Genomic DNA, 22043 nt, shown 5'->3' on the forward strand with positions numbered 1-22043 from the left:
GCGCTTACGAACCGGACTTGCGCTTGTTCCACACGTCGAACCCGACCGCCACCAGCAGGGCGAGACCCTTGATGACCTGCTGCCAGTCGGTGCCGACGCTGAGGAGGTTCATGCCGTTGTTCAGCACGCCGAGGACGAGACCGCCGATGATGGCGCCGAGGACGGTGCCGACACCGCCGCTCATGGACGCGCCACCGATGAACGAGGAGGCGATGGCCTCCAGTTCGAAGTTGACGCCCGCCTTCGGCGAGGCCGCGTTCAGCCGGGCGGCGACCACCAGACCCGCCAGGGCCGCGAGCACGCCCATGTTCAGGAAGACGTAGAAGGTGACCTTCTTGTCCTTCACGCCGGACAGCTTGGCCGCCGGCAGATTGCCGCCGATCGCGTAGATGTGCCGGCCGAAGACCGCGTTGCGCATGACGTAGCCGTAGCCGACGACCAGCGCGCCGAGGATGATCAGCACGATCGGGGCGCCCTTGTAGCTGGCGAGCAGCAGGGTGAGGACGAGGATCGCGGCGACCAGGGCGGTCAGCTTGAGCAGGAACAGCCGGGTCGGCAGCACGTCCAGGGAGAACTCCTGCTGGCGGCGGCGGTCCCGGAACTCCTGCCACACCACGGCCGCGATCAGGACGAGCCCGAGCAGCAGGGTGAGGTTGTGGTAGTTGGTGTTCGGGCCGACCTCGGGCAGGAAGCCGTTGCCGAGCTTCTGTAGACCGTTCGGGAACGGGCCGAGGGTCTGGCCCTTGAGCAGGATCTCGGTGAGGCCGCGGAAGAGGAGCATCCCGGCGAGGGTGACGATGAAGGACGGTATGCCGAGATAGGCGATCAGATAGCCCTGGATCGAGCCGGCGACCGCGCCGACCACCAGGCACAGCACCAGGGCGATGGGCCAGGAGATGCCGTGTTGCACGGTCAGTACGGCCGCGAAGGCGCCGACGAACGCGGTGAGCGAGCCGACCGACAGGTCGATGTGCCCGGCGATGATCACCAGCATCATGCCGATCGCGAGGATCAGGATGTAGCTGTTCTGGAGCACCAGGTTGGAGACGTTGCGCGGCAGCAGCAGGTCCCCGTCGGTCCAGATCGCGAAGAGGACCACGATCAGGCCGAGCGCGATCAGCATGCCGTACTGGCGCATGTTGCGGCGCAGACCGGCCAGCATCAGGCCGAGCAGTCCCCCGTCGGCAGCCGCTCCGCTCCTGCCCGGCGGCGCGGGGGCCGGGCTCTTGGCGGTCACATCCGTGCTCATCGCGTTACCTCTTTGTCCTTCGTCATATGGCGCATCAGCACTTCCTGCGTGGCCTCGGCCCGCGGCACCTCACCGGTCAGCCGCCCGGCGGCCATCGTGTAGATGCGGTCGCACATGCCGAGCAGTTCGGGCAGCTCGGAGGAGATGAAGACGACCGCCTTGCCCTGGGCGGCGAGCTGGTCGATGACCGTGTAGATCTCGTACTTGGCGCCCACGTCGATGCCGCGGGTCGGTTCGTCGAGGATCAGCACGTCGGGACCCGCGAAGATCCACTTGCTGAGGACGACCTTCTGCTGGTTGCCGCCGGAGAGCTTGCCCACCGGCTCGAAGACCGTGGGCGCCTTGATGTTCATGGACTTCCGGAAGCCCTCGGCGACCTGCCGTTCCTCGTGCTCGTCCACCACACCCCGCTTGGCGACCTTGTTCAGCGCGGTCAGCGAGACGTTGCGGTTGATGGTGTCGATGAGGTTCAGGCCGTAGTGCTTGCGGTCCTCGGTGACGTACGCGATGCCGTGCCCGATCGCCTCCGCCACGCTCTTCGTACGGATCTCCGTGCCGTCCTTCAGGACCGTGCCGGCCGCGTACCGGCCGTAGGCCCGTCCGAAGACGCTCATCGCGAGTTCGGTGCGGCCCGCGCCCATCAGGCCCGCGATGCCGACGATCTCGCCGCGGCGCACGTTCAGGGACACGTCGTCCACGACCTTGCGCTGCTGGTCGATCGGGTGGAACACGGTCCAGCCGCGGATCTCCAGCGCCGGCGCCGCGCCCTCCTCCGGCTGGTGCGGGGTGCGCTCGGGGAAGCGGTGGTCGAGGTCGCGGCCGACCATGCCGGCGATGATCCGCTCCTCGGTCGTCTCCGGTGCCTTCACATCGAGGGTCTCGATGGACCGCCCGTCCCGGATGATCGTCACCGAGTCGGCGACCTTGCGGATCTCGTTGAGCTTGTGGGAGATGATGATCGAGGTGATGCCCTGGTTCTTCAGCTCCAGGATCAGATCGAGGAGCTTGTCGCTGTCCTCGTCGTTCAGGGCCGCCGTCGGCTCGTCCAGGATCAGCAGCTTCACCTGCTTGGACAGCGCCTTGGCGATCTCGACGAGCTGCTGCTTGCCCACGCCGATGTCGGCGACCCGGGTCTCCGGGTGCTCGTCCAGACCGACCCGGCGCAGCAGCGCGGTGGCGTGGCGCAGGGTCTCGCGCCAGTTGATGAGTCCGCGCGTGGCGTGCTCGTTGCCGAGGAAGAGGTTCTCCGCGATGGACAGGTGCGGTACCAGCGCCAGTTCCTGGTGGATGATGACGATGCCGTGCTGCTCGCTCGCCCGGATGTCCTTGAACTGGCAGGTCTCTCCCGCGAAGAGGATGTCCCCCTCGTAACTGCCGTACGGGTGGACGCCGGAGAGCACCTTCATCAAGGTGGACTTGCCGGCGCCGTTCTCCCCGCAGATGGCGTGGACCTCGCCCTGCCGGACGGTCAGGGTGACGTCCGACAGCGCCTTGACACCGGGAAAGGTCTTGACGATCGAGCGCATTTCCAGGACGGGTCCCGCCATGGTCGTGCCTTCCAATCCGTAGGAAATGGGCGGGTTACTTGAGGTCGGCCTCGGTGTAGTAACCGCCGTCGACCAGCACCTGCTTGTAGTTGCTCTTGTCGACGCTCACCGGCTGGAGCAGGTAGGCGGGCACGACCTTCGTCCCGTTGTCGTACGTCTTGGTGTCGTTGACCTCGGGCTTCTTGCCCTTCAGGGAGTCGTCCATCATCGTGGCGGCGACCTCGGCGAGCTTGCGGAGGTCCTTGTAGACGGTCTGCGTCTGCTGACCGGAGATGATCGACTTCACCGAGGCCAGCTCGGCGTCCTGGCCGGTGATGACCGGCAGCGGCTTGCTGCCCGAGCCGTAGCCGTCCGACTTCAGGGCGGACAGGATGCCGATGGAGATGCCGTCGTACGGCGAGAGGACCGCGTCGACCCGGCCGCTCTTGTAGGCGGAGGTGAGGACGTCCTCCATGCGCTTCTGCGCGGTGGTGCCGTCCCAGCGCAGGGTGACGACCTGGGTCAGCTTGGTCTGCCCGGACTTGACCACCAGCTGCTTCTTGTCGATGTACGGCTGGAGGACGCTCATGGCGCCGCCGAAGAAGTACTTGGTGTTGTTGTCGTCGTTGGAGCCCGCGAACAGCTCGATGTTGAACGGGCCCGTCTTGCCCTTGGTGAGCCCGAGCTTGTCGACGATGTACTGGCCCTGGAGCTTGCCGACCTTCTCGTTGTCGAACGAGGCGTAGTAGTCGACGTTCTTGGTGCCGAGGATCAGCCGGTCGTAGGAGATGACCGGGATGTGCGCGTCCGCGGCCTCCTGGAGGACGTGGTCCAGGGACTTGTTGTCGATCGCCGCGACGATCAGGCCCTTGACGCCCTGCGTGATCAGGTTCTCGATCTGCGAGACCTGGGTCTCCGGGTCGTCCTCGCCGTAGACCAGCTTGGTCTTGTAGCCCTTGGCCTCCAAGTCCTTGACGACGTTCTTGCCGTCGGAGATCCAGCGCTCGGAGGACTTGGTCGGCATGGCGATGCCGATGGTGGCGCCCTTGACGTCGCCCGACTTCTCCTTGCTGCCGCCCTCGCCGCTCTGACCGCAGGCGGTGAGGGTGAGGGCGAGCGAGGCGGCTCCGGCTATCGCGGCGAGTGCGGCTCTGCGGTTGCGCATGTGGGATCAGTCCTTGTCGTTCTCGTCGTTGAGAGGAGCGGAGGTGACAGGTGCGGGTGCTTCGACGGGGAAGCGGTGGAGCGTCCCCGGCAGCCGGGAGCCGAGCGGCGCCATGTCGCCGTCCGCGCCGTGCCGGGCGAGCAGGTCCAGGGCGAGCCGGCCGCGCCGCACCCGCTCCCGGGCGGTGTCCAGGGTCACGTCCCGCAGGTGGGTGCCCCACGGGTAGATGCCGGGGGCCTTGGACAGACCGAACTTCAGGTAGAGCGGCGCGCCGCGCCGGATCAGCTCGGCGACCTCGTACATCCGGATGTAGCCGCCGAGGTCGTCGGGGGCCTCGATGTACATGTCCATGGGGGCGCCGGAGACCCGGCGGATCTCGGTGAGGTGGTCCAGCGTCAGATCGCTGGGCACGTTGACGGAGTCGGCGCCGAGCCGCTCGTAGACGGCGTACGAGGCCGGGTTGACCGGGCCGATGAGCGCCGAGACCTTCAGCGTGGTGTCGGCGGGGATGATCCCGGCCTGGCGGGCCCGGTGCAGGGTCCACAGCACGCCCTCGTCGGCGACCAGCAGGCACTTGACGCCCAGCTCGGTGGCCCGCACGGCGTCCTCGACGCAGCCGGCGACGGCGTCGTGGCCCCGGGCGCGCAGTCCGGCGCCCCGCGAGTCGGACCGCACCGAGCCGCCGATGTCCCAGGTGCCGCGCGGGCCGGTGAACAGGCAGAGCTCGATGTCGCGTTCCTGGGTGGCGTCGACCATCTCGGTGATCTCGGCGTCGGTGAGCATCCACACGCCGCTGCCCTGGCTGATCCGGTGGATCGGCACATCGAGGCGCGAGGCCTCCTTCAGGACGACCGCCAGCGCTTCGGGACCCTCGCACGAGGGGATCTCGGTGCGCCAGCGACCGCCGCCCGGGAAGGTGTGGGTGGAGGCGTCGGCGGGGTCGAGGGCGGGCGCGCCGAGGCCGAGTGCGGCGAGCACCTGCTCGCCGGGCCTGCGGGCTGCCGGAGCGGAAGCGTCGGTCACAAGCTGTCCTTAGGGTCCTGAGTGTTCGGTATTTCGGACAAGGTTCGCGGCTCTGGGTGTGGAAAACCGCTGGGTGTACGCCGGTCAGGGCGCCGTCAGGTCACGCCCTGACCGGCGTACGGTCAGGGACGGAGCAGCACCTTGCCCACCTTGGGATCGCCGGCCCCGACGAGCTCGATGGCCTGCGGGAACTCGGTCAGCGGCAACTCGTGGGTGACCAGCGGCAGCGGGTCGAGCAGCCCGGCCCCGAAGACCCGCACGGTGTGCGCCCAGGCCTCCGGCGGTGCCCCGAAGACGGTGTGCACCTCGAGCTGCCGTACGACGAGATCGGTCGGGTCGAGCCCGTCCGCGCCCGGCGCCGGGATCCCGGTGAGGACCAGTCGCCCGCCGCGCCGCAGCAGCGCGGCGGCGGTGCGCGCGGCGGACGCCGACCCGGCGGTCTCGATCACCACGTCGAAGTCGTCGGGCAACCTCTGGTCCTTCAGCCGGAAGTCGCTCGCCCCGAACCGGCGGGACAGCGCCTCCCGGTCGTTCCGCGTGCCCACCACGAGCAGCTCCGCCGGCGAGACCGCCTTCAGGAACTGCACGGCGAACATGCCCAGCGTGCCCGTGCCGACCACCGCGACCCGCTCGCCCGGCTGGGCGTGCGCCTTCAGCGCGGCGGCGGCGATACAGGCGGCCGGCTCCAGCAGGGCGGCGGCGGTGAGGTCGGCGTCGTCCGGCAGGACGTGCAGCAGCCGGGCGGGCAGGGTCAGCGTGGCGGCCATGGCGCCCGGCTGGGTGAAGCCGGTCTCCTCGTACCCGGCCGAGCACAGCGTGGTCTCGCCCGCGTGGCAGCGCTCGCACACCTGGCAGTTGCGGAAGCCCTCGCCGACGACCTTGCGGCCGACCAGCGAGCCGGGCACCCCGGCACCCACCGCCGTGACCGTCCCCGACCACTCGTGTCCGGGCGTGAGCGGATACCGCACGTACCCTTCCGGCCGGTTGCCCTGGTACACCTCGCGGTCGCTGCCGCAGATGCCGGCCGCGTGCACCGCGACCAGCGCCTCGCCGGGACCGGGCTGCCGGGGTGTGTGGGCCTCGACCCGGTGCACCCCCGGCGCCTCGATCAGGACCTGGGAGCTCACTTCGTGCCCTTCGGCTTGCGCTGCTCCCAGCCCTCGGCCCACAGGTCGAACCGGGCCTGCTGCTGCGGGAACTCCGCCGCCGCGTCGACGTCCAGCTCGACGCCGAGCCCCGGCGCGTCGGAGAGGTGGAAGCAGCCGTCCTCCGGGTTCACCTGCGGCGCCCCCTTGACCACCTTCTTGATCTCCGCGTCCGCGAAGTCATTGAAGTGCTCAAGGATCTTGAAGTTCGGGGAGGTGAAGCCGACCTGGAGGGAGGCGGCGGTGAGCACCGAACCGCCCACGTTGTGCGGGGCGACGAGCATGTAGTGCGTCTCGGCGGTGGCGGCCAGCTTCCGGGTCTCCCAGATGCCGCCGATGTGGCCGACGTCGGGCTGGATGATGTCCACCGCCTGGCTGTCGAACAGCTCGCGGAACTCGATCCGGTCGTGGATGCGCTCACCGGTGGCCACGGGGACGTCCACCTTGGCGGCGACCTTCTCCAGCGCCTTGAGGTTCTCCGGCGGCACCGGCTCCTCCAGCCACGCGGGCTTGAAGGGCGCCATCTCCTTGGCGAGCCGGACGGCGGTGGCGGGGGAGAAGCGGCCGTGCATCTCCAGCATCAGCTCCGCCTCCGGGCCGATCGCGTCCCGCACGGCCTCGATGAGCGAGACCGCGTACAGGGTCTCCTGGTGGTCCAGCTCGAAGTGCCCGGTGCCGAAGGGGTCGATCTTGAGCGCCTTGTAGCCGCGCTCCATGACCCCCTGGGCCGCCTTGTGGTACGCCTCCGGGGTCCGCTCGGTGGTGTACCACCCGTTGGCGTACGCCTTGACCTTGTCGGTCACCTTGCCACCGAGCAGCTGCCACACCGGCACGCCCAGCGCCTTGCCCTTGATGTCCCAGCAGGCCATCTCGACCACCGCGATGCCGGACATGACGATCTCCCCGGCCCGGCCGTAGTCGCCGTACTTCATCCGGCGCACGAGGTCCTCGACAGCGAACGGGTCCGAGCCGAGAATGTGGTTGGCCTCGGCCTCCCGCAGATATCCGATCAGCGCGTCGGTGTGCCCGAGCATCCGGGTCTCGCCGACTCCCGTGATGCCCTCGTCGGTGTGCACCTGGACGTAGGTCAGGTTGCGCCACGGCGTGCCGACCACGTGCGTGCTGATTCCGGTGATGCGCACGGCAGTTGCCCCTCAGCTGTTCGAGATTTCGTCACACGTTCGAAATGTTGGCGTGACAGTAAGGATGGTCCGGCGGGGGTGTCAATGGGTCGAACAGGTAACGGTTTCGGCACGGCTTTCGGCAACTCTTTCGACCCCGCACCAAACCTTCACAACCACGCCTGGAACCGGAACCGCGTGGACTCTAGTCTTCCCGCGTCATGAACTACTGCCTCCCGTGCCGACGGCACCTCAACGGCGCCCTGGCCTGCCCGGGGTGCGGAACGCCCGCCGACCGGCTCGGGGCCCCCACGGCGGCGCCGGCCGCGCACGGGCACGGGCACGAGCACGGGCACGGGCACGGGCACGCGCAGACACCGGCGACGTACGAGCAGCCGTACGAGCCGTCGTTCGAGGCACCGTACGAGCAGCCGCACGAAGAGGCGCACGGCGGTCCGGAGACCCCCGGGGAGCCGGAGCGGGCGGAGGAACCGGAACCGGCGGAGGCGGAGGCCGGCGGAGCGGACGGGGCGGAGGCCGACGACGCCGACGACGCCGACGACGAGGTCGCCCCGGCCGGCCGGCGGGCCCGGGACGGAGCCGAGGGCAGCCGCCGCGACCGCAAGGCCGCCGCACACCGCCGCAGACGCCGCCGTGCCGTCCTGGTCGCCGCCGGCTTCGTCCTCGCGGCGGGCGGGCTCAGTCTCGCGGAACTGGGCACGGACGCGCCCTTCTCGCCCTTCTCGCCCTTCTCCAGCGACACCCCGGCCCCGGCCGGGGACACCTCGGCGGACGGCGGCGCCGCCTCCGTCGCGCCGGACCGCACCGCCGGCCCGACAGGCACCACCTCCGGCGCCACCCCGCGCGCGGGCGAGTCCGCCTCCCCGGACGCCTCGGCCTCCGCCTCCTCGTCGGAGTCCCCGAAGGACAAGGATTCCGCCTCCCCTTCCGTCACGGACACCGGCACGGCGCAGCAGTCGGCCACGACGAGTTCCGGTGCGACCCCGACGACCCCGGCCGCCCCGCCCCCCAGCCGGCCCGCCACCCCGACCGCGGCCCCGACGACCTCAGCGCCCACGCCCGAGCCGTCGCCCACGAAGACCTGCGACCGCTTCCTGTGGTGGTGCTCCTGAGGGCGTCCGCGGGCACGTGAGCGTCCGCGCGCGTCCGGCTCCGTCCGTGTGCACGTGCAGCACGCCCCGGCGCACCCCCGCCACCCCGCGCCATCGGCCATCCGGGCTATCCGTGACATCCCGCGGCCCTCACGGGGGTTGAGTCGAACAGGCACGTCTCGCCGTACCGGTCTCGGGACGCCCGATGCCGGGGCAGGGCGTTGTGCCGAGGGGGAGCAGCGAGCAGCGGTTCGGTCGAGGAGAGCGGATGACGCAGGAGATCACCGTCCAGGGCACGGTCGCCGAGGGCTTCGAGTCGGTGCGCGAGGAGTTCGCCGCCTTCGTCGCCGGTGAACGGGAGGACTACGAGGGCCAGTTGTGCGCATACGTCCACGGACGGCGGGTCGTGGATCTGTGGGCGGGCGCCGGGGTGACGGGTGACTCGCTGTACGCGGTCTACTCGGCCACGAAGGGCGCGGCCCATCTGGTGGCGGCGCTGCTCGTACAGGACGGCACGCTGGAGCTGGACCGCAAAGTCACCTACTACTGGCCGGAGTTCGCCGGCGAGGGCAAGGGCGCGCTGACGCTGCGGGACCTGCTGGCGCACCGCGCGGGGCTGGTCGGCACCGACACCGGGTTCAGCCCCGCCGAGCTGGCCGACGACCGGATGATCGCCGAACGCCTCGCCGACCAGCGGCCGTTCTGGCGGCCGGGCACGGCGTTCGGCTACCACGCGCTGGTCATCGGCGCGCTCACCGGCGAGGTCGTCCGCCGGGCGACGGGCCGGACGCTCCAGGAGGTGTACGAGGAGCGGGTCCGCGCCCCCCACGGCCTCGACCTCCACCTGGGTCTGCCCGAGGCGCACGAGCCGCGCTTCCGCACGGTCCGGCCGATGCTGCCGACGCCCGCGCAGCAGGCGCAGCTCGACGCCGTGCCGACCGGCCCGCACACCCTCGGGTCGATCGCCTTCAACCGGCACGGCGCGGAGCCCACCGACCTGGAGAGCCTGCCGAACGAGCGGCTGATCCGCGCCCAGGGACCCGCCTCGGTGGGCGGGGTCGGCTCGGCGCGCGGTCTCGCGGGCATGTACGCGGCGATGATCAGCGAGGTGGACGGCAGGAGCCCGCTGCTGAAGGGCGACACACTGGCGGAGTTCGCCCAGGTCCACTCCACGGGGTACGACCTGGTGGCCCGCGTCCACAAGTCCTTCGGCCTCGGCTTCCAGGCGACGGCCGACATCTGGCACCCGTTCCTGGGCGCGGGCACGCTGGGCCACAGCGGCGCCAACGGCGTCCAGGCGTTCGCGGACCCGCACGCGGGCATCGCCTACGGCTACACGAGGCGCAGGTTCGCGTTCCCGGGCGGAGCGGCCCCGGAGAACGACAGGCTCGCGGCGGAGGTCCACAAGGCGGCGCTGGCCGGCTGAGCAGCGCACGGCACGCGGCGGACGCCCCCGGCCGGGAAGCAGCCGCACCCCACGTCCAAGGATGCGGCTGCCGATGTAGGGAACGACGGAGGTCAGACCAGCGTCACGCTGATGTTCCCGCGAGTCGCCTTCGAGTAGGGGCACACCTGGTGGGCCTTGTCGACGAGAGCCCTCGCGGTGGCCTCGTCGACGTTCGGGATGCTCGCCGAGATCTCCACGATGATCCCGAACCCCTCGTCGTTCCTCCCGATGCCGACCCTGGCCGTGACGGTGGACCCGGACACGTCGGCGCCCTCCTGCCGGGCGACGACCCCCAGCGCCCCCTGGAAGCACGCGCTGTAACCGGCGGCGAACAGCTGCTCCGGGTTGGTCCCGGACCCGCTGCCGCCCATCTCCTCCGGCGGGTTGACGACGACGTCGAGTCGGCCGTCGTCCGTGGCGACCCGTCCGTCGCGGCCGTTCTCGGCGGTGGCGACGGCGGTGTACAGGACGTCGGACTGCGTGATGGGCATGCGGTTGTCTTCCTCCTCGGTCCGCCGCGACTCGCGCCCACGGTCGACGACGGATTTCGGAAAGAAGCTACCGCATGCCGGAAGCCGGGGGAAGGTCAGAGCTTGACGACCATCTTGCCGATGTTGTCGCCGCGCAGGACCCCGAGGAACGCCTCCAGGTTGTTCTCGATGCCCTCGACCACGGTCTCCCGGTACTTCAGCGCGCCCGAGGCGACCCACGGGCCGACCTCCTGGACGAACTGCGGCTGGAGGTCGTAGTGGTCGCCGACGAGGAAGCCCTCGATCCGGCCGCGGGTCTGGATCAGACGGGCCAGGTTCTTCGGGCCGGGCGCGGGCTCGGTGTTGTTGTAGACCGAGATCATGCCGCAGACGGCGATCCGGCCGCCCTGGTTCAGCGAGCCGATCGCGGCCTCCAGGTGGTCCCCGCCGACGTTGTCGAAGTAGACGTCGATGCCGTCGGGCGCGGCCTGGCGCAGCTGCTCGGCGACCGGGCCGTTCTTGTAGTTGAAGGCGGCGTCGAAGCCGTACTCGTCCACGAGCAGCTTGACCTTCTCGTCGGACCCGGCGGAGCCGATGACCCGCGAGGCGCCCTTGAGCTTGGCGATCTGGCCCACCTGGCTGCCCACGGCCCCGGCGGCGCCCGACACGAACACGGTGTCACCCTCCTTGAAGGAGGCGGTGCGCAGCAGGCCGGCGTAGGCGGTCAGCCCGGTCATGCCGAGGACGCCCAGGTACGTCGACAGGGGCGCGGCCTCCGGGTCGACCTTCACGGCGTTCTTCGCGTCCACGGCCGCGTACTCGCGCCAGCCGGAGAAGTGCAGGACGTGGTCGCCGGCGGAGATGCCCTCGGCGCGGGACTCGACCACCTCGCCGACCGCGCCGCCCTGCATGACCTTGCCCAGCTCGAAGGGGGCGACGTAGGACTTGGCCGCGCTCATCCTTCCGCGCATATAGGGGTCGACGGAGAGGTACTTGTTCCGCACCAGCACCTGGCCCTCGTCCGGGGTCGGGACCGGCGCCTCGACGAGGGCGAAGTCCTCGGGCTTGGGCCAGCCGACGGGTCGGCTGAGCAGGTGCCACTCGCGGTTGATCATGACGGAGCCTTTCGTGTCACACATTTACTTCAGTACCTGAAACAACCATGCCCCTGAATATTTCAGGATGTCAAGTAACCGGGTATCCTGGAGGCATGCCCACCCCACCGAAGACCCACCGCCCCGACCCCCTGACCATGGAAGTGGTCGAGCTGATCGGTGACGTCGTGGCCCGTTTCTACGCGGACTACGAGGAGGCGGCGGGCGAGCACACGCTGACCGGCCCGCAGGCCAGGCTGCTCAGCCTGCTCTCGCTGGAACCGCTGCCCATGCGCAAGCTGGCCCAGAAGCTCAAGTGCGAGCCGTCGAACGTCACCGGGATCGTGGACCGGCTGGAGTCCCGCGGCCTGGTGGAGCGCCGCCCCGACCCGGCCGACCGCCGGGTGAAGGTCGCCGCCGCCACCGAGGAGGGCCGCAGGGTGGCCCGGGACCTGCGCGAGGGCCTGCACTTCGCCCGCGAGCCGCTCGCCGCGCTCACCGACGACCAGCGCCGCTCCCTGCGCGACCTGCTCCGCCGCATGCTGGACGCCTGAGACCCCGCCCGGTACCGGCCGGCCCCGCCGTCACCGGCCACCCGCGCCGTCACACCGAGCCAGTAAAGTCCTCGCCATGCGCGATCTTGGGGTGGGTTTCGGGTATCTGCTGAAGGGCCAGCGATGGGTGGCCCGGCACGGGCGGAGCTACGGCTTCGGGCTGCTGCCCGGACTGATCACGCTGGTGCTGTACGCCGCCGCGCTGGTCGCGCTCGCCGTGTGGGGCGCGGACGCGGTCGGCTGGGCGACCCCGTTCGCGGACGACTGGTCCAGCCCCTGGCAGGGCCTGTTCCGCGGCTTCCTGACGGCCGTCCTCTTCGCCCTCGGCCTGCTGCTGGCCGTGCTGACGTTCACCGCCGTCACCCTGCTGGTCGGCCAGCCCTTCTACGAGAACCTGTCGGAGAAGGTCGACGCCGACGTCTCGCCCGACGGCACCGCCCCGCGGTCGGACCTGCCGCTCTGGCGCGAGCTGTGGATCTCCGCCCGGGACAGCCTGCGCGTCCTGGTGCGGGCCGGCCTGTGGGGCGTCCTGCTCTTCGCCCTCGGCTTCGTGCCGTTCGTCGGGCAGACCGTCGTCCCCGTGATCGGCTTCTTCGTCACCGGCTTCTTCCTCACCGAGGAACTGGCCGCCGTGGCGATGCAGCGCCGGGGCGTCGACCTGCGCGCCCGGCTCACCCTGCTCCGCTCCCGCAAGACCCTGGTCTGGGGCTTCGGCACCCCCCTGGGCCTGGCCTTCCTGGTCCCGTTCGTCGCGGTGTTCCTGATGCCGGGCGCCGTCGCGGGCGCCACGCTCCTCGCCCGCGACCTGCTGGGCGAGGAGACCGGCGAGGACGGCGCGGACGCGCCCCGGACGCAGGACGTCACCCCCTGACCGAGACGCTCGCCTTAAGGTCCCGTCCTGGCCGGTCCCGGCGTCAGCCCGGCCGCCGCTCCGTCGCACCGGCGGACACGGCGACGATCGACCGGACCTGCGCGATGATGTCCAGCCGGTTGCGCACGAACTCGGGGTCGGTCACCTCGGTGGTGTTCCCGGCCCCGAACTGGAGCACGGGTGTGTGCACATGCCCGCCCGGCAGCGTGTCGTGCAGCCCGAGCCGGTCCCGCAGCAGGGTGGCCCGGTAGGCGATCTCGTTGGAGAGGTAGTCGCCGCCGGCCCCGGCACGGGCGGCGGAGCCGGGGGTCGGCCCGTCCGGCCGTACGACGGGCGCGGTGCCGCCGGCCGGTATCTCGGTCACCTCCGTGTGGTCGTACACGGGGAAGCGGCCCGTCCGCGCGGCCACGACGGCGGTGTACGGCAGGGTGGTGCCCGTCCACTGCGGCTGCGACGCCGGGTCCGTGACCGGGATGGTCCCGGTCCGGCCGACGTTGTCGTTGTCCACGAAGCCGCCCCGCCAGGCGCCGTTGGTGCGCTCGATGTCGAACCGGCCGACCCGGCCCTGGCTCACGGTCGTGAACAGGTCCACCTTCGGCAGGTACGGCCGCAGCGTCCGCTCCACCGTGCCCTCGGCGAAGTCCTGCCAGCGCACCGGGAACACGGCCGTCTCCACGCGCGCCGGTCCCCGCGACGTCTCGATGACCGTGCCGTCCAGCGCGAGCGCCGTCGCCCCCGAGGGGTTGGAGATGCGGATGTCCCGGTCGAGCGTGAAGGGGTCGAACCCGGTGAGCAGGACGCGCCGTAGGTGCCCCTTGACCGGGTAGCGGATGTCGGTCTGCCCGCGCGAGGTCCGCTCCAACCGGTCGAGCAGTGCGTCCCGTTGCCGGTCGGTGAGCGCGAAGCCGGGCTCCCAGGTGCGCACTTCCCGGGTCATTCCCAGCCGGGCCCAGTACAGCGGCCGGTCGTCGTCCCGGCTCAGATCACCGCCGGCCGGTCCCCGCCCCTGCGCCCGCTCCACGGCCCGCCGCCACAGCGCGGACCCCTCGCGTACGACGATGCGGCGGGCCTGCGCGTAGGAGTGCGCATGGTGCAGGGCTCGGCCGAACTCCGGTGCCGCGCCGGCGAATCCGGAGCGCCGGAGGATCTCCTGCGGCACGGCCTGGTCGAGCCGCTGTTCCTCGACGGTGGGGGAGGGCGGGGCGGCGGCGGATGCCGTGGCGGTGGGCGCGGACAGGCCGGTCAGCAGGGCCAGCCCGATCAGGCCGATGCGTATGCGGGTCAAGGGAGTTCGGGTCCTTCCGTCGCTGTGGGGCGCGTGGTGCGGTGGGACGGCCGCAGTATCGCGTGACGGAAGTGACCCGCGCCATGGTGCGGGCGGTACCGGCGGCGCCCACCGCGGGACGCGAGGTCCGGACGGGACGGCGGGGACGCGGCCAAGTGTGAAGGGTTCGTACGAGATCTCCGCCGGACGCTCGATCGAGGGCCGCCGCGTCATCACGACGATTAACGTCTGATCCGGGACAAGTCCCCCCGGGGACGCGTCCCTCCCGCGCAGCCCCGGTCCGGGAACCTGACCCCCGGACCGGGGCTACACGGCCCCGCGCGACGGGCTACCGGCCCCGGACGCCGAAGCCGTACACCGTCTCGGAGCGGAAGACCTCGCCGGGCCGCAGCACCGTGCTCGGGAAGTCCGGCCGGTTGGGGGAGTCCGGGAAGTGCTGCGTCTCCAGGGCGATCCCGGCGCCGGGGCCCAGCGGCCCGGACAGGTGGTCGGCGGTGTAGAGCTGGAGGCCCGGCTCGGTCGTGGCCACCGTCAGGGTCCGCCCGGACGCCGGGTCGTGCAGCTCGGCCACCTCCTCCGCCACCCCGGTCACGCCCTTGTCCAGGACGAAGTTGTGGTCGTAGCCGGAGCCGGTCCTGCGGGCCGTACGGAAGTCGAAGCGGGAACCGGACACGTCCTGCGGCGCGCCGGCCGGGATCAGGTCCGCGTCCACCGGCGTGTACCGGGACGCCGCCAGCCGCAGCTCATGCCCGCCCGCGTCACCGGAACCGCTCAGGTCCCAGTACGTGTGACTGGTCAGGTTGACCACCGTCGGCGCGTCCGTGACGGCCTCGTAGGCGATCCGCAGCGCGCCCGACGCGTCGAGCGTGTACGTCACCGCCACCTCCAGCCGGCCCGGGAAGCCCTCCTCGCCGTGCGGGCTGACCCGGCTCAGGCGGACGCCGTGCGGGACCGGCGCCACCTCCCACACGCGCTTGTCGAACCCGCGTTCACCGCCGTGCAGCGAGTTCGGCCCGTCGTTGCGGGCCAGCGCGTACGTCCGGCCGTCCAGCGGGAACCGGCCGCCCGCGATCCGGTTCGCGTACCGGCCGATCACGGCACCCAGGTACGGCTCCGGATGTGCCAGATAGCCGTCGAGGTCCGGGAAGCCCAGCGCCACGTCCACCGTCCGCCCGGCGCCGTCCGGGACCTCCACGGACTGCACGATCCCGCCGTACGACAGCACCCGCACCCGCGCCCCGCCGCGCTCCAGCGTCCACCGGTGCACCGCGTGGCCGTCGGGGAGTGCGCCGAAAAGTTCGTCCATGTGGAAAACCCTAGGTCACGGATTTCCCGCCGTGATCCTCCGGTACGCGATCTCCGCCAGCCGCGCCTGACCGTCCTTGCTGGGGTGGAACCAGTCCCAGTGGCTGAGCTGGTCCGTGCCGAAGCGGTAGTCGTACACCGCGTTGCCGTCGAAGCGGCAGCGGCGGTCCTTGGCGCAGACCTCCCTCAGCACCTGGTTGTACTCCACCACCCGCTGCTGCACGGAGTCCCGGCGCAGCATCGCCGCGCTGGTCAGATCGTCCGCGTCCCCCAGCATCGACGGGCAGATGCCCAGCTTCCACACCTGCTTGCCCAACTGGTTCGTCCGGCCCTGCGACCACAGCCGCTTCAGGTTCGGCACGCTCGCCACGTACACCTGCGTCTTCGGCAGCGCCGAGCGCAGCGTGCGCAGCGCCTCCGTGAAGTCCGCGCGGAAGCCGGCCAGTGGGGTCATCGCCGACGCCGAGGCCCGGCAGGCGTCGTTCGCCCCCACCATCACCGTCACCAACTGCGGGCGCCGGGAGACCGCCTGCTCCATCTGCCCGGGCAGGTCCGCCATCCGGGCGCCCGTCACCGCGTAGTTCCAGCTCCGCTCAGCCGCCCCCGTCACGCCCAGCAGCCGCACCGCCAGGCTGTCCACCTTGGCGTCGCTGCCCGTCGCCCACGACACCTCCGGGCAGTCCGACAGCACCGTGCACGCGTCGAAGCCGCGCGTGATGGAGTCGCCCACCGCGGCGATCGAGTCCGGGCTGCGGTCCCACACCGGGAGCCGGGCCGCGCCCGCCCCGGTGCCCGCCGGCGCCGGCGCGCTCCCCGCCCCGTCGTCGCATCCGGCGGCGCCCAGCAGCACGGCCGCCACGACGGCGAGAACGGCCCGTACACGGTGGCTTCGCTTCCGCATCCCTGCTGTTCCCCTCGTTCGACGGTAGGCACTGGCTCCCCTGACAACGTGCGAGGGTTCCCGGCCCGGCGTCCCGGGAACGGCGCACCCCCGCACAAGCGTCCCCCTGGGTGAATGGCGGCGGTTTCCTGGCACCGGGACCGACCGTACGTCACACTCCTTGCCCCGCCGCAAGGTAGCCTCGCCATCAACGCGGCCGTCGCGCCACTGCCGCCCAGCCAGTCCGCAAGATGTCCCGCTCTGCCCGGAGGTTCCGGTGACGACACGTGGAGTTCTGTACGTGCACTCCGCGCCGCGCGCGCTGTGCCCGCACGTCGAGTGGGCCGTCGCCGGGGTGCTCGGCACGCGCGTCAACCTCGACTGGATCCGGCAGCCCGCGGCCCCCGGCACCTGGCGCTCGGAGTTCTCCTGGCAGGGCCAGGCCGGCACCGCCTCCCAACTCGCCTCCGCGCTGCGCGGCTGGCACCTGCTGCGCTTCGAGGTCACCGCCGAGCCCTGCGCGACCGCCGAGGGCGAGCGCTACAGCTGCACCCCCGACCTCGGCATCTTCCACGCCGTCACCGGCATCCACGGCGACATCCTGATCCCCGAGGACCGCCTGCGCGCCGCGCTGACGCGGTCCAAGCAGGGGGAGACCGACCTGGAGGCGGAGATCGCCAAGCTCCTGGGCAAGCCCTGGGACGACGAACTGGAGCCGTTCCGCTACGCCGGCGAGGGCGCCCCGGTCCGCTGGCTGCACCAAGTGGTGTGACGTCGCGCACGTACCGGACACAGCCGAAGGGCCCTCACCAGCTGGTGAGGGCCCTTCGCCGTGTTTCTCAGACCGTCCGGAACGCCAGGACCACGTTGTGCCCGCCGAAGCCGAACGAGTCGTTCAGCGCGGCGATACGGCCCTCGGGCAGGGCCCGCGCGTCACCGACGACCACGTCCGCGTTGACCTCGGGGTCGAGGTTGTCCACGTTGATGGTCGGCGGAGCCGTGCGGTTCACCAGCGCCAGGATCGACGCGACGGTCTCCACACCGCCGGCACCGCCCAGCAGGTGACCGGTCATCGACTTGGTCGCGGAGATCGCCATGTGGTCGACGTCGTCGCCGAACACCTTCCGCAGCGCCTTGATCTCGGCCACGTCGCCCTGCGGCGTCGAGGTGGCGTGCGCGTTCACGTGCACGATCTCGGCCGGCTTCAGATCCGTGTTGTCCAGCAGGTTCTGCAACGCGTGCGCGATCCCGTTGCCGGACGGCTCGGGCTGCGTGATGTGGTGCGCGTCGGCGGAGATGCCCTGTCCGACCGCCTCGGCGTAGATCCGGGCGCCGCGGGCCTTCGCGTGCTCCTCGGACTCCAGGACGATCACACCGGCGCCCTCACCGAGCACGAAGCCGTCCCGGCCGGCGTCGTAGGGACGCGAGGCGCCCCGCGGATCGTCGTTGTTCTTGGACATCGCCATCATGTTGCCGAACGCCGCGATGGGCAGCGGGTGGATGGCGGCCTCGGTACCACCGGCCACGACCACGTCCGCACGCCCGGTGCGGATCATCTCGATCGCGTACCCGATGGCCTCCGCGCCCGAGGCGCAGGCCGAGACCGGGGTGTGCACACCGGCGCGGGCACCCAGCTCGATCCCGACGTTGGCCGCCGGGGAGTTGGGCATCAGCATCGGCACGGTGTGCGGGGAGACGCGGCGTACGCCCTTCTCCTTGAGGATGTCGTACTGGTCCAGCAGGGTCGTCACGCCGCCGATGCCGGAGGCGATGACCGCGCCGAGACGGTCCGGGTTGATGGACGAGTCCTCACCGGCCCTGGCGGTGAAGCCGGCGTCCTTCCAGGCCTCCTGAGCGGCGATCAGCGCGAACTGCGCTGACCGGTCCAGTTTGCGGGCCTGCGGGCGGGGGATGATCTCGCCCGGCTCGACGGCGATCTGCGCGGCGATCCGGACGGGCAGCTGCCCCGCCCACTCCTGCTCCAGCAGGCTGACGCCGGACGTGCCGGCGACGAGGGCCTCCCAGGTCGAGGCTGCGTCGCCACCCAGCGGTGTGGTTGCGCCGATACCGGTGACGACCACGGTGCGATTGGTCGGGCTCACGGGAATTCTTTCTCCAACGGATACGGGAGGACTACCCCCGCGTCTGCGGGGATTACGGCGCCACCGCCGGGTGGCGGGGCTAGCAGCCTGCGGGCCTAAGGGGTGGCTCAGGCCTGGTGCTTGAGGATGTACTCGGTCGCGTCGCCGACCGTCTTGAGGTTCTTGACGTCCTCGTCCGGGATCTTCACGTCGAAGCGCTCCTCGGCGGCGACGACGACCTCGACCATGGACAGCGAGTCGACGTCCAGGTCGTCGGTGAAGGACTTGTCCAGCTGGACGTCCTCGGTGGGGATCCCGGCGATCTCGTTCACGATCTCCGCGAGACCCGCGACGATCTCTTCCTGAGTGGCGGCCATGTCAGGCGCTCCTTCTTCGATAATCCAGACGGTTTGTGGCAGTGGTTCCCCTGCCGGATCGCATGATCCGGCACGGAGTGCCTAGGGGAGGGTAACGACCGTGGCGGCGTAGACGAGACCCGCCCCGAATCCGATGACGAGCGCGGTGTCGCCGCTCTTCGCCTCCCCGGTCGCCAGGAGCCGCTCCATCGCGAGCGGGATCGAGGCGGCCGAGGTGTTGCCGGTGGTGCGGATGTCACGGGCGACCGTGACGTGCTCCGGCAGCTTCAGTGTCTTCACCATCGAGTCGATGATCCGCACATTGGCCTGGTGCGGGATGAAGACGTCCAGGTCGTCCGCGGTGATTCCGGCCGCGTCCAGCGCCTGCTGGGCGACCTTCGCCATCTCGAACACGGCCCAGCGGAACACCGCCTGGCCCTCCTGCGTGATCGCAGGGAACTTGATGTTGCCCTGGCTGTCCAGGGGCAGCTGGGAGACGTCACCGACGGCGAACCGGTCCCAGGAGACGGTCTGCTTGATGGTCTCGGACTTGTCGCCCTCGGAGCCCCACACGGTCGGGCCGATCGCCGGCTCGTTCGAGGGGCCGACCACGACCGCGCCGGCGCCGTCACCGAACAGGAACGCGGTCGCCCGGTCCTCCAGGTCGGTCAGGTCGCTCAGCCGCTCCACGCCGATCACGAGCACGTAGTCGGCGGAACCTTCCACCACCATGCCCTTGGCGAGGGTCAGACCGTAGCCGAAGCCCGCGCAGCCGGCCGAGATGTCGAAGGCGGCGGCCTTGTCCGTGCCGAGCTTGTCGGCGATCTCGGTGGCGACGGCCGGGGTCTGGCTGAAGTGCGAGACGGTCGAGACGACCACCGCGCCGATCCGCTCGGCGTCGATGCCGGCGTCCGCGATGGCCTTGCCGGAGGCCTCGATCGCCATCGCGGCCACGGTCTCCTCCGGGCCCGCCCAGTGCCGGGTCTCGATGCCGGAGCGGGAGCGGATCCACTCGTCGGACGAGTCGATCTTCTCCAGGATCACCTCGTTGGGCACGACCCGGGTCGGCCGGTAGCCGCCGACGCCGAGGATGCGCGCATACGGGGCACCCTTGCTGGGCTTGATCTTCGCCATGTACGGCTCCTTAGGCACCGGCGTGCTCTGCGAGCAGAGCGCGGGCCGCGTCGAGGTCGTCGGGGGTCTTCAGGGCCAGCGTCGCGACACCGGGCAGGGCCCGCTTGGCCAGGCCGGTCAGGGTGCCGCCCGGGCACACCTCGACGAGCGCGGTGACGCCCAGCTCCTTGAACGTCTCCATGCACAGGTCCCAGCGCACGGGGTTGGCGACCTGGCCGACCAGCCGCTCCAGCACCTCGGCACCGGACGCGACGATCTCGCCGTCCTTGTTGGAGACGTAGGGAATCTTGGGGTCGGCCGGCGACAGCGCCGCCGCGGCCGTGGCCAGCGTCTCGACCGCGGGCGCCATGTGACGGGTGTGGAAGGCGCCGGCCACCTTCAGCGGGACGACCTTGCGCACGCCCTCGGGCTTGTCCTCGGCCAGCGCGGCGAGCTGCTCCAGCGTGCCGGCGGCGACGATCTGGCCCGCGCCGTTGATGTTCGCCGGGGTCAGGCCCAGCTTCTCCAGGTGCGCCAGGGAGGTCTCCGGGTCGCCGCCGAGCAGCGCCGCCATGCCGGTCTCCGTGACCGCGGCGGCGTCGGCCATCGCCAGACCCCGCTTGCGGACGAGGCCGAGGGCGGCCGTGTCGTCCAGGACACCGGCGAAGGCGGCGGCGGTGATCTCACCGACGCTGTGCCCGGCGACCGCGCCGGGGTTGATGTCACCGAGTGCCGCGGCGGACAGGATGCCGGCGGCCACGAGCAGCGGCTGGGCCACGGCGGTGTCCCGGATGGCGTCGGCGTCGGCCTGGGTGCCGTAGTGCAGGAGGTCCAGTCCGATGGCGTCCGACCAGGCGGCGACGCGGTCGGCGGCACCGGGCAGTTCGAGCCAGGGGGTCAGGAAGCCGGGCGTCTGAGCGCCCTGGCCGGGAGCGACGAGTACGAGCACTCTCACACTCTCTCTTGGGGACGGGCACGGCCGCCCGTGAGGACAGGGACGAAGAACACGAAGGGCTTTTGTGGGCCTCCGACAAAACCCTATGCCTGGGATTCGGCGTCGGCCAGACGCCCCAGGATGAGCGCGATCCGTAGTGTGAACGCGGATCGTACATCCGAAGGCGACCATCCGGTGACGTCAGTCACACGTCGGAGCCGGTAGCGCACGGTGTTCGGGTGAACGAAGAGCATCCTCGCCGCGCCTTCCAGGCTGCTCGCCTGCTCCAGGTACACACTCAGTGTTTCCAGGAGTGCCGAGCCCGCCTCCTCCAGCGGTCTGTAGATCTCCTCCACCAGTTGTTCGCGGGCGCTCGGATCACCCGCGATGGCCCGCTCCGGCAGCAGATCGTCCGCCAGCACCGGACGCGGCGCGTCCTGCCAGGCGGAACAGGCCTTCAGTCCCGCGGCGGCGGCCTGCGCGGACCGGGTCGCGGCCAGCAGATCGGGTACGACGGGCCCCGCGACGACCGGCCCGGCGGCGAACGGCCCGATCAGCGACCTGGCCACGGCGAGCGGATTGGCGCTGCCCCCGGCGACGACGACCAGCCGGTCGCCGAGCACCCCGGTGAGCACCTGGAGCTTGGCGTGCCGGGCGGCCCGCCGGATGGCCTCCACCGTCAGCTCGCTGTCCCCGTCCGGCGCGGTCCCGAGCACGACGCACACGTGCTCCGGCGAGTTCCAGCCCAGCGCGGCGGCCCGGCTGACGGCCCCCTCGTCCGCCTCCCCGCTCAGCACCGCGTTCACGACCAGCGACTCCAGCCGTGCGTCCCAGGCACCCCGTGCCTCGGCGGCCTGGGCGTACACCTGGGCGGTGGCGAAGGCGATCTCCCGGGCGTACACGAGCAGCGCCTCGCGCAGCACGCTCTCGTCGCCCGGCGCCGCCACCTCGTCGATGGCGGACTCCATGACCTCGATGGTGGTGCGCACCATCTCCACGGTCTGCCGCAGCGTGATGGCCCGGGTCAGCTCACGCGGCGCGGTCCCGAAGACGTCCGTGGAGATCGCCTGGGGCGCGTCCGGGTGCCGGAACCACTCGGTGAACGCCGCGATGCCCGCCTGGGCGACGAGGCCGATCCAGGAACGGTTCTCCGGGGGCATGGCCCGGTACCACGGCAGGGTCTCGTCCATGCGCGCGATGGCCTGCGCGGCCAGGCTCCCGGAGGACTTCTCCAGACGCTTCAGGGTCGCGGCGTGCTGATGGACGTCGTGGGCTGCGGGATCGCCGTTGTGGGATTCGGGTTCGGGCACGG

Annotated in this window: 21 protein-coding genes; 5 read left to right on the forward strand and 16 right to left on the reverse strand. The window is 71.1% G+C overall.

Features of this window, described 5'->3' with window-relative positions:
* Window positions 1-4: 4 nt before the first annotated feature.
* The 6 genes from mmsB to IE294_RS06330 all read right to left on the reverse strand — a co-directional run bounded on the left by mmsB (window position 5) and on the right by IE294_RS06330 (window position 7250).
* Window positions 5-1249, reverse strand: a complete 1245-nt coding sequence (mmsB, locus tag IE294_RS06305) for a multiple monosaccharide ABC transporter permease (RefSeq protein WP_189883100.1) — start codon at window positions 1247-1249, stop codon at window positions 5-7.
* Entirely contained in the window at window positions 1246-2796 is a 1551-nt protein-coding gene (gene mmsA / locus IE294_RS06310; RefSeq protein WP_189813179.1) for a multiple monosaccharide ABC transporter ATP-binding protein, read from the reverse strand. Before mmsA ends, mmsB begins: the two co-directional genes overlap by 4 nt.
* 34 nt (window positions 2797-2830) lie before the next feature.
* Window positions 2831-3940 carry a multiple monosaccharide ABC transporter substrate-binding protein gene (gene chvE / locus IE294_RS06315; RefSeq protein ID WP_189883102.1) on the reverse strand — a complete coding sequence of 370 codons (1110 nt, stop codon included), beginning with the start codon at window positions 3938-3940 and terminating at the stop codon, window positions 2831-2833.
* A 6-nt stretch (window positions 3941-3946) separates the two neighbouring features.
* Window positions 3947-4963, reverse strand: a complete 1017-nt coding sequence (locus IE294_RS06320; RefSeq protein ID WP_189883104.1) for a hypothetical protein — start codon at window positions 4961-4963, stop codon at window positions 3947-3949.
* Window positions 4964-5085: 122 nt separating this feature from the next.
* Entirely contained in the window at window positions 5086-6090 is a 1005-nt protein-coding gene (locus tag IE294_RS06325) for a zinc-dependent alcohol dehydrogenase (RefSeq protein WP_189883105.1), read from the reverse strand.
* Complete coding sequence (locus tag IE294_RS06330; RefSeq protein ID WP_014672496.1) at window positions 6087-7250, reverse strand: mandelate racemase/muconate lactonizing enzyme family protein; 1164 nt, start codon at window positions 7248-7250, stop codon at window positions 6087-6089. Before IE294_RS06330 ends, IE294_RS06325 begins: the two co-directional genes overlap by 4 nt.
* Before the next feature lie 200 nt (window positions 7251-7450).
* Here IE294_RS06330 and IE294_RS06335 point away from each other — a divergent pair, with 200 nt between their 5' ends.
* Both IE294_RS06335 and IE294_RS06340 read left to right on the forward strand, forming a co-directional pair.
* A complete protein-coding gene (locus IE294_RS06335; protein WP_229917032.1) occupies window positions 7451-8362 on the forward strand; it encodes an SCO2400 family protein in 912 nt (303 codons plus the stop codon).
* 247 nt (window positions 8363-8609) lie between these two features.
* Window positions 8610-9767 carry a serine hydrolase domain-containing protein gene (locus IE294_RS06340; protein ID WP_189883108.1) on the forward strand — a complete coding sequence of 386 codons (1158 nt, stop codon included), beginning with the start codon at window positions 8610-8612 and terminating at the stop codon, window positions 9765-9767.
* A 92-nt stretch (window positions 9768-9859) separates the two neighbouring features.
* Here IE294_RS06340 and IE294_RS06345 read toward each other — a convergent pair whose 3' ends face one another.
* Window positions 9860-10279 carry an organic hydroperoxide resistance protein gene (locus IE294_RS06345; protein ID WP_189883110.1) on the reverse strand — a complete coding sequence of 140 codons (420 nt, stop codon included), beginning with the start codon at window positions 10277-10279 and terminating at the stop codon, window positions 9860-9862.
* A gap of 95 nt (window positions 10280-10374) precedes the next feature.
* The gene (locus IE294_RS06350; protein ID WP_189883378.1) at window positions 10375-11373 is read right to left on the reverse strand and encodes an NADP-dependent oxidoreductase; all 999 of its coding nucleotides are present in this window, start codon (window positions 11371-11373) and stop codon (window positions 10375-10377) included.
* 95 nt (window positions 11374-11468) lie between these two features.
* Here IE294_RS06350 and IE294_RS06355 point away from each other — a divergent pair, with 95 nt between their 5' ends.
* Both IE294_RS06355 and IE294_RS06360 read left to right on the forward strand, forming a co-directional pair.
* Window positions 11469-11906, forward strand: a complete 438-nt coding sequence (locus IE294_RS06355) for a MarR family winged helix-turn-helix transcriptional regulator (RefSeq protein ID WP_189883112.1) — start codon at window positions 11469-11471, stop codon at window positions 11904-11906.
* A 76-nt stretch (window positions 11907-11982) separates the two neighbouring features.
* Window positions 11983-12777: an EI24 domain-containing protein gene (locus IE294_RS06360; RefSeq protein WP_189883114.1), complete on the forward strand. Its 795-nt coding sequence runs from the start codon at window positions 11983-11985 to the stop codon at window positions 12775-12777.
* 43 nt (window positions 12778-12820) lie between these two features.
* Here IE294_RS06360 and IE294_RS06365 read toward each other — a convergent pair whose 3' ends face one another.
* The 3 genes from IE294_RS06365 to IE294_RS06375 form a co-directional block, all read right to left on the reverse strand.
* The gene (locus IE294_RS06365) at window positions 12821-14062 is read right to left on the reverse strand and encodes a PA0049 family protein (RefSeq protein ID WP_189883116.1); all 1242 of its coding nucleotides are present in this window, start codon (window positions 14060-14062) and stop codon (window positions 12821-12823) included.
* Between the two features lie 328 nt (window positions 14063-14390).
* Window positions 14391-15368, reverse strand: coding sequence for an aldose epimerase family protein (locus tag IE294_RS06370; protein WP_189883118.1), 978 nt, complete (start codon window positions 15366-15368; stop codon window positions 14391-14393).
* Between the two features lie 15 nt (window positions 15369-15383).
* A complete protein-coding gene (locus IE294_RS06375) occupies window positions 15384-16268 on the reverse strand; it encodes an SGNH/GDSL hydrolase family protein (protein ID WP_189883120.1) in 885 nt (294 codons plus the stop codon).
* A 256-nt stretch (window positions 16269-16524) separates the two neighbouring features.
* Here IE294_RS06375 and IE294_RS06380 point away from each other — a divergent pair, with 256 nt between their 5' ends.
* Window positions 16525-17019 carry a DUF3145 domain-containing protein gene (locus IE294_RS06380; RefSeq protein ID WP_041665147.1) on the forward strand — a complete coding sequence of 165 codons (495 nt, stop codon included), beginning with the start codon at window positions 16525-16527 and terminating at the stop codon, window positions 17017-17019.
* 67 nt (window positions 17020-17086) lie between these two features.
* Here the strand turns inward: IE294_RS06380 and fabF are convergent, their stop codons facing one another.
* From fabF to IE294_RS06405, 5 genes are all read right to left on the reverse strand, one after another.
* Window positions 17087-18349 carry a beta-ketoacyl-ACP synthase II gene (gene fabF, locus IE294_RS06385; protein ID WP_189883122.1) on the reverse strand — a complete coding sequence of 421 codons (1263 nt, stop codon included), beginning with the start codon at window positions 18347-18349 and terminating at the stop codon, window positions 17087-17089.
* A gap of 107 nt (window positions 18350-18456) precedes the next feature.
* A complete protein-coding gene (locus tag IE294_RS06390) occupies window positions 18457-18705 on the reverse strand; it encodes an acyl carrier protein (RefSeq protein WP_014672482.1) in 249 nt (82 codons plus the stop codon).
* An 81-nt stretch (window positions 18706-18786) separates the two neighbouring features.
* A complete protein-coding gene (locus IE294_RS06395; RefSeq protein ID WP_189813164.1) occupies window positions 18787-19818 on the reverse strand; it encodes a ketoacyl-ACP synthase III in 1032 nt (343 codons plus the stop codon).
* 10 nt (window positions 19819-19828) lie between these two features.
* Window positions 19829-20746, reverse strand: coding sequence for an ACP S-malonyltransferase (locus IE294_RS06400; RefSeq protein WP_189883381.1), 918 nt, complete (start codon window positions 20744-20746; stop codon window positions 19829-19831).
* 89 nt (window positions 20747-20835) lie between these two features.
* Window positions 20836-22041 carry a PucR family transcriptional regulator gene (locus IE294_RS06405; RefSeq protein ID WP_189883124.1) on the reverse strand — a complete coding sequence of 402 codons (1206 nt, stop codon included), beginning with the start codon at window positions 22039-22041 and terminating at the stop codon, window positions 20836-20838.
* Window positions 22042-22043: the final 2 nt, after the last annotated feature.

Origin of the sequence: Streptomyces canarius (genome assembly GCF_014650735.1) — a bacterium.
GTDB classification, from domain to species: domain Bacteria; phylum Actinomycetota; class Actinomycetes; order Streptomycetales; family Streptomycetaceae; genus Streptomyces; species Streptomyces olivaceoviridis.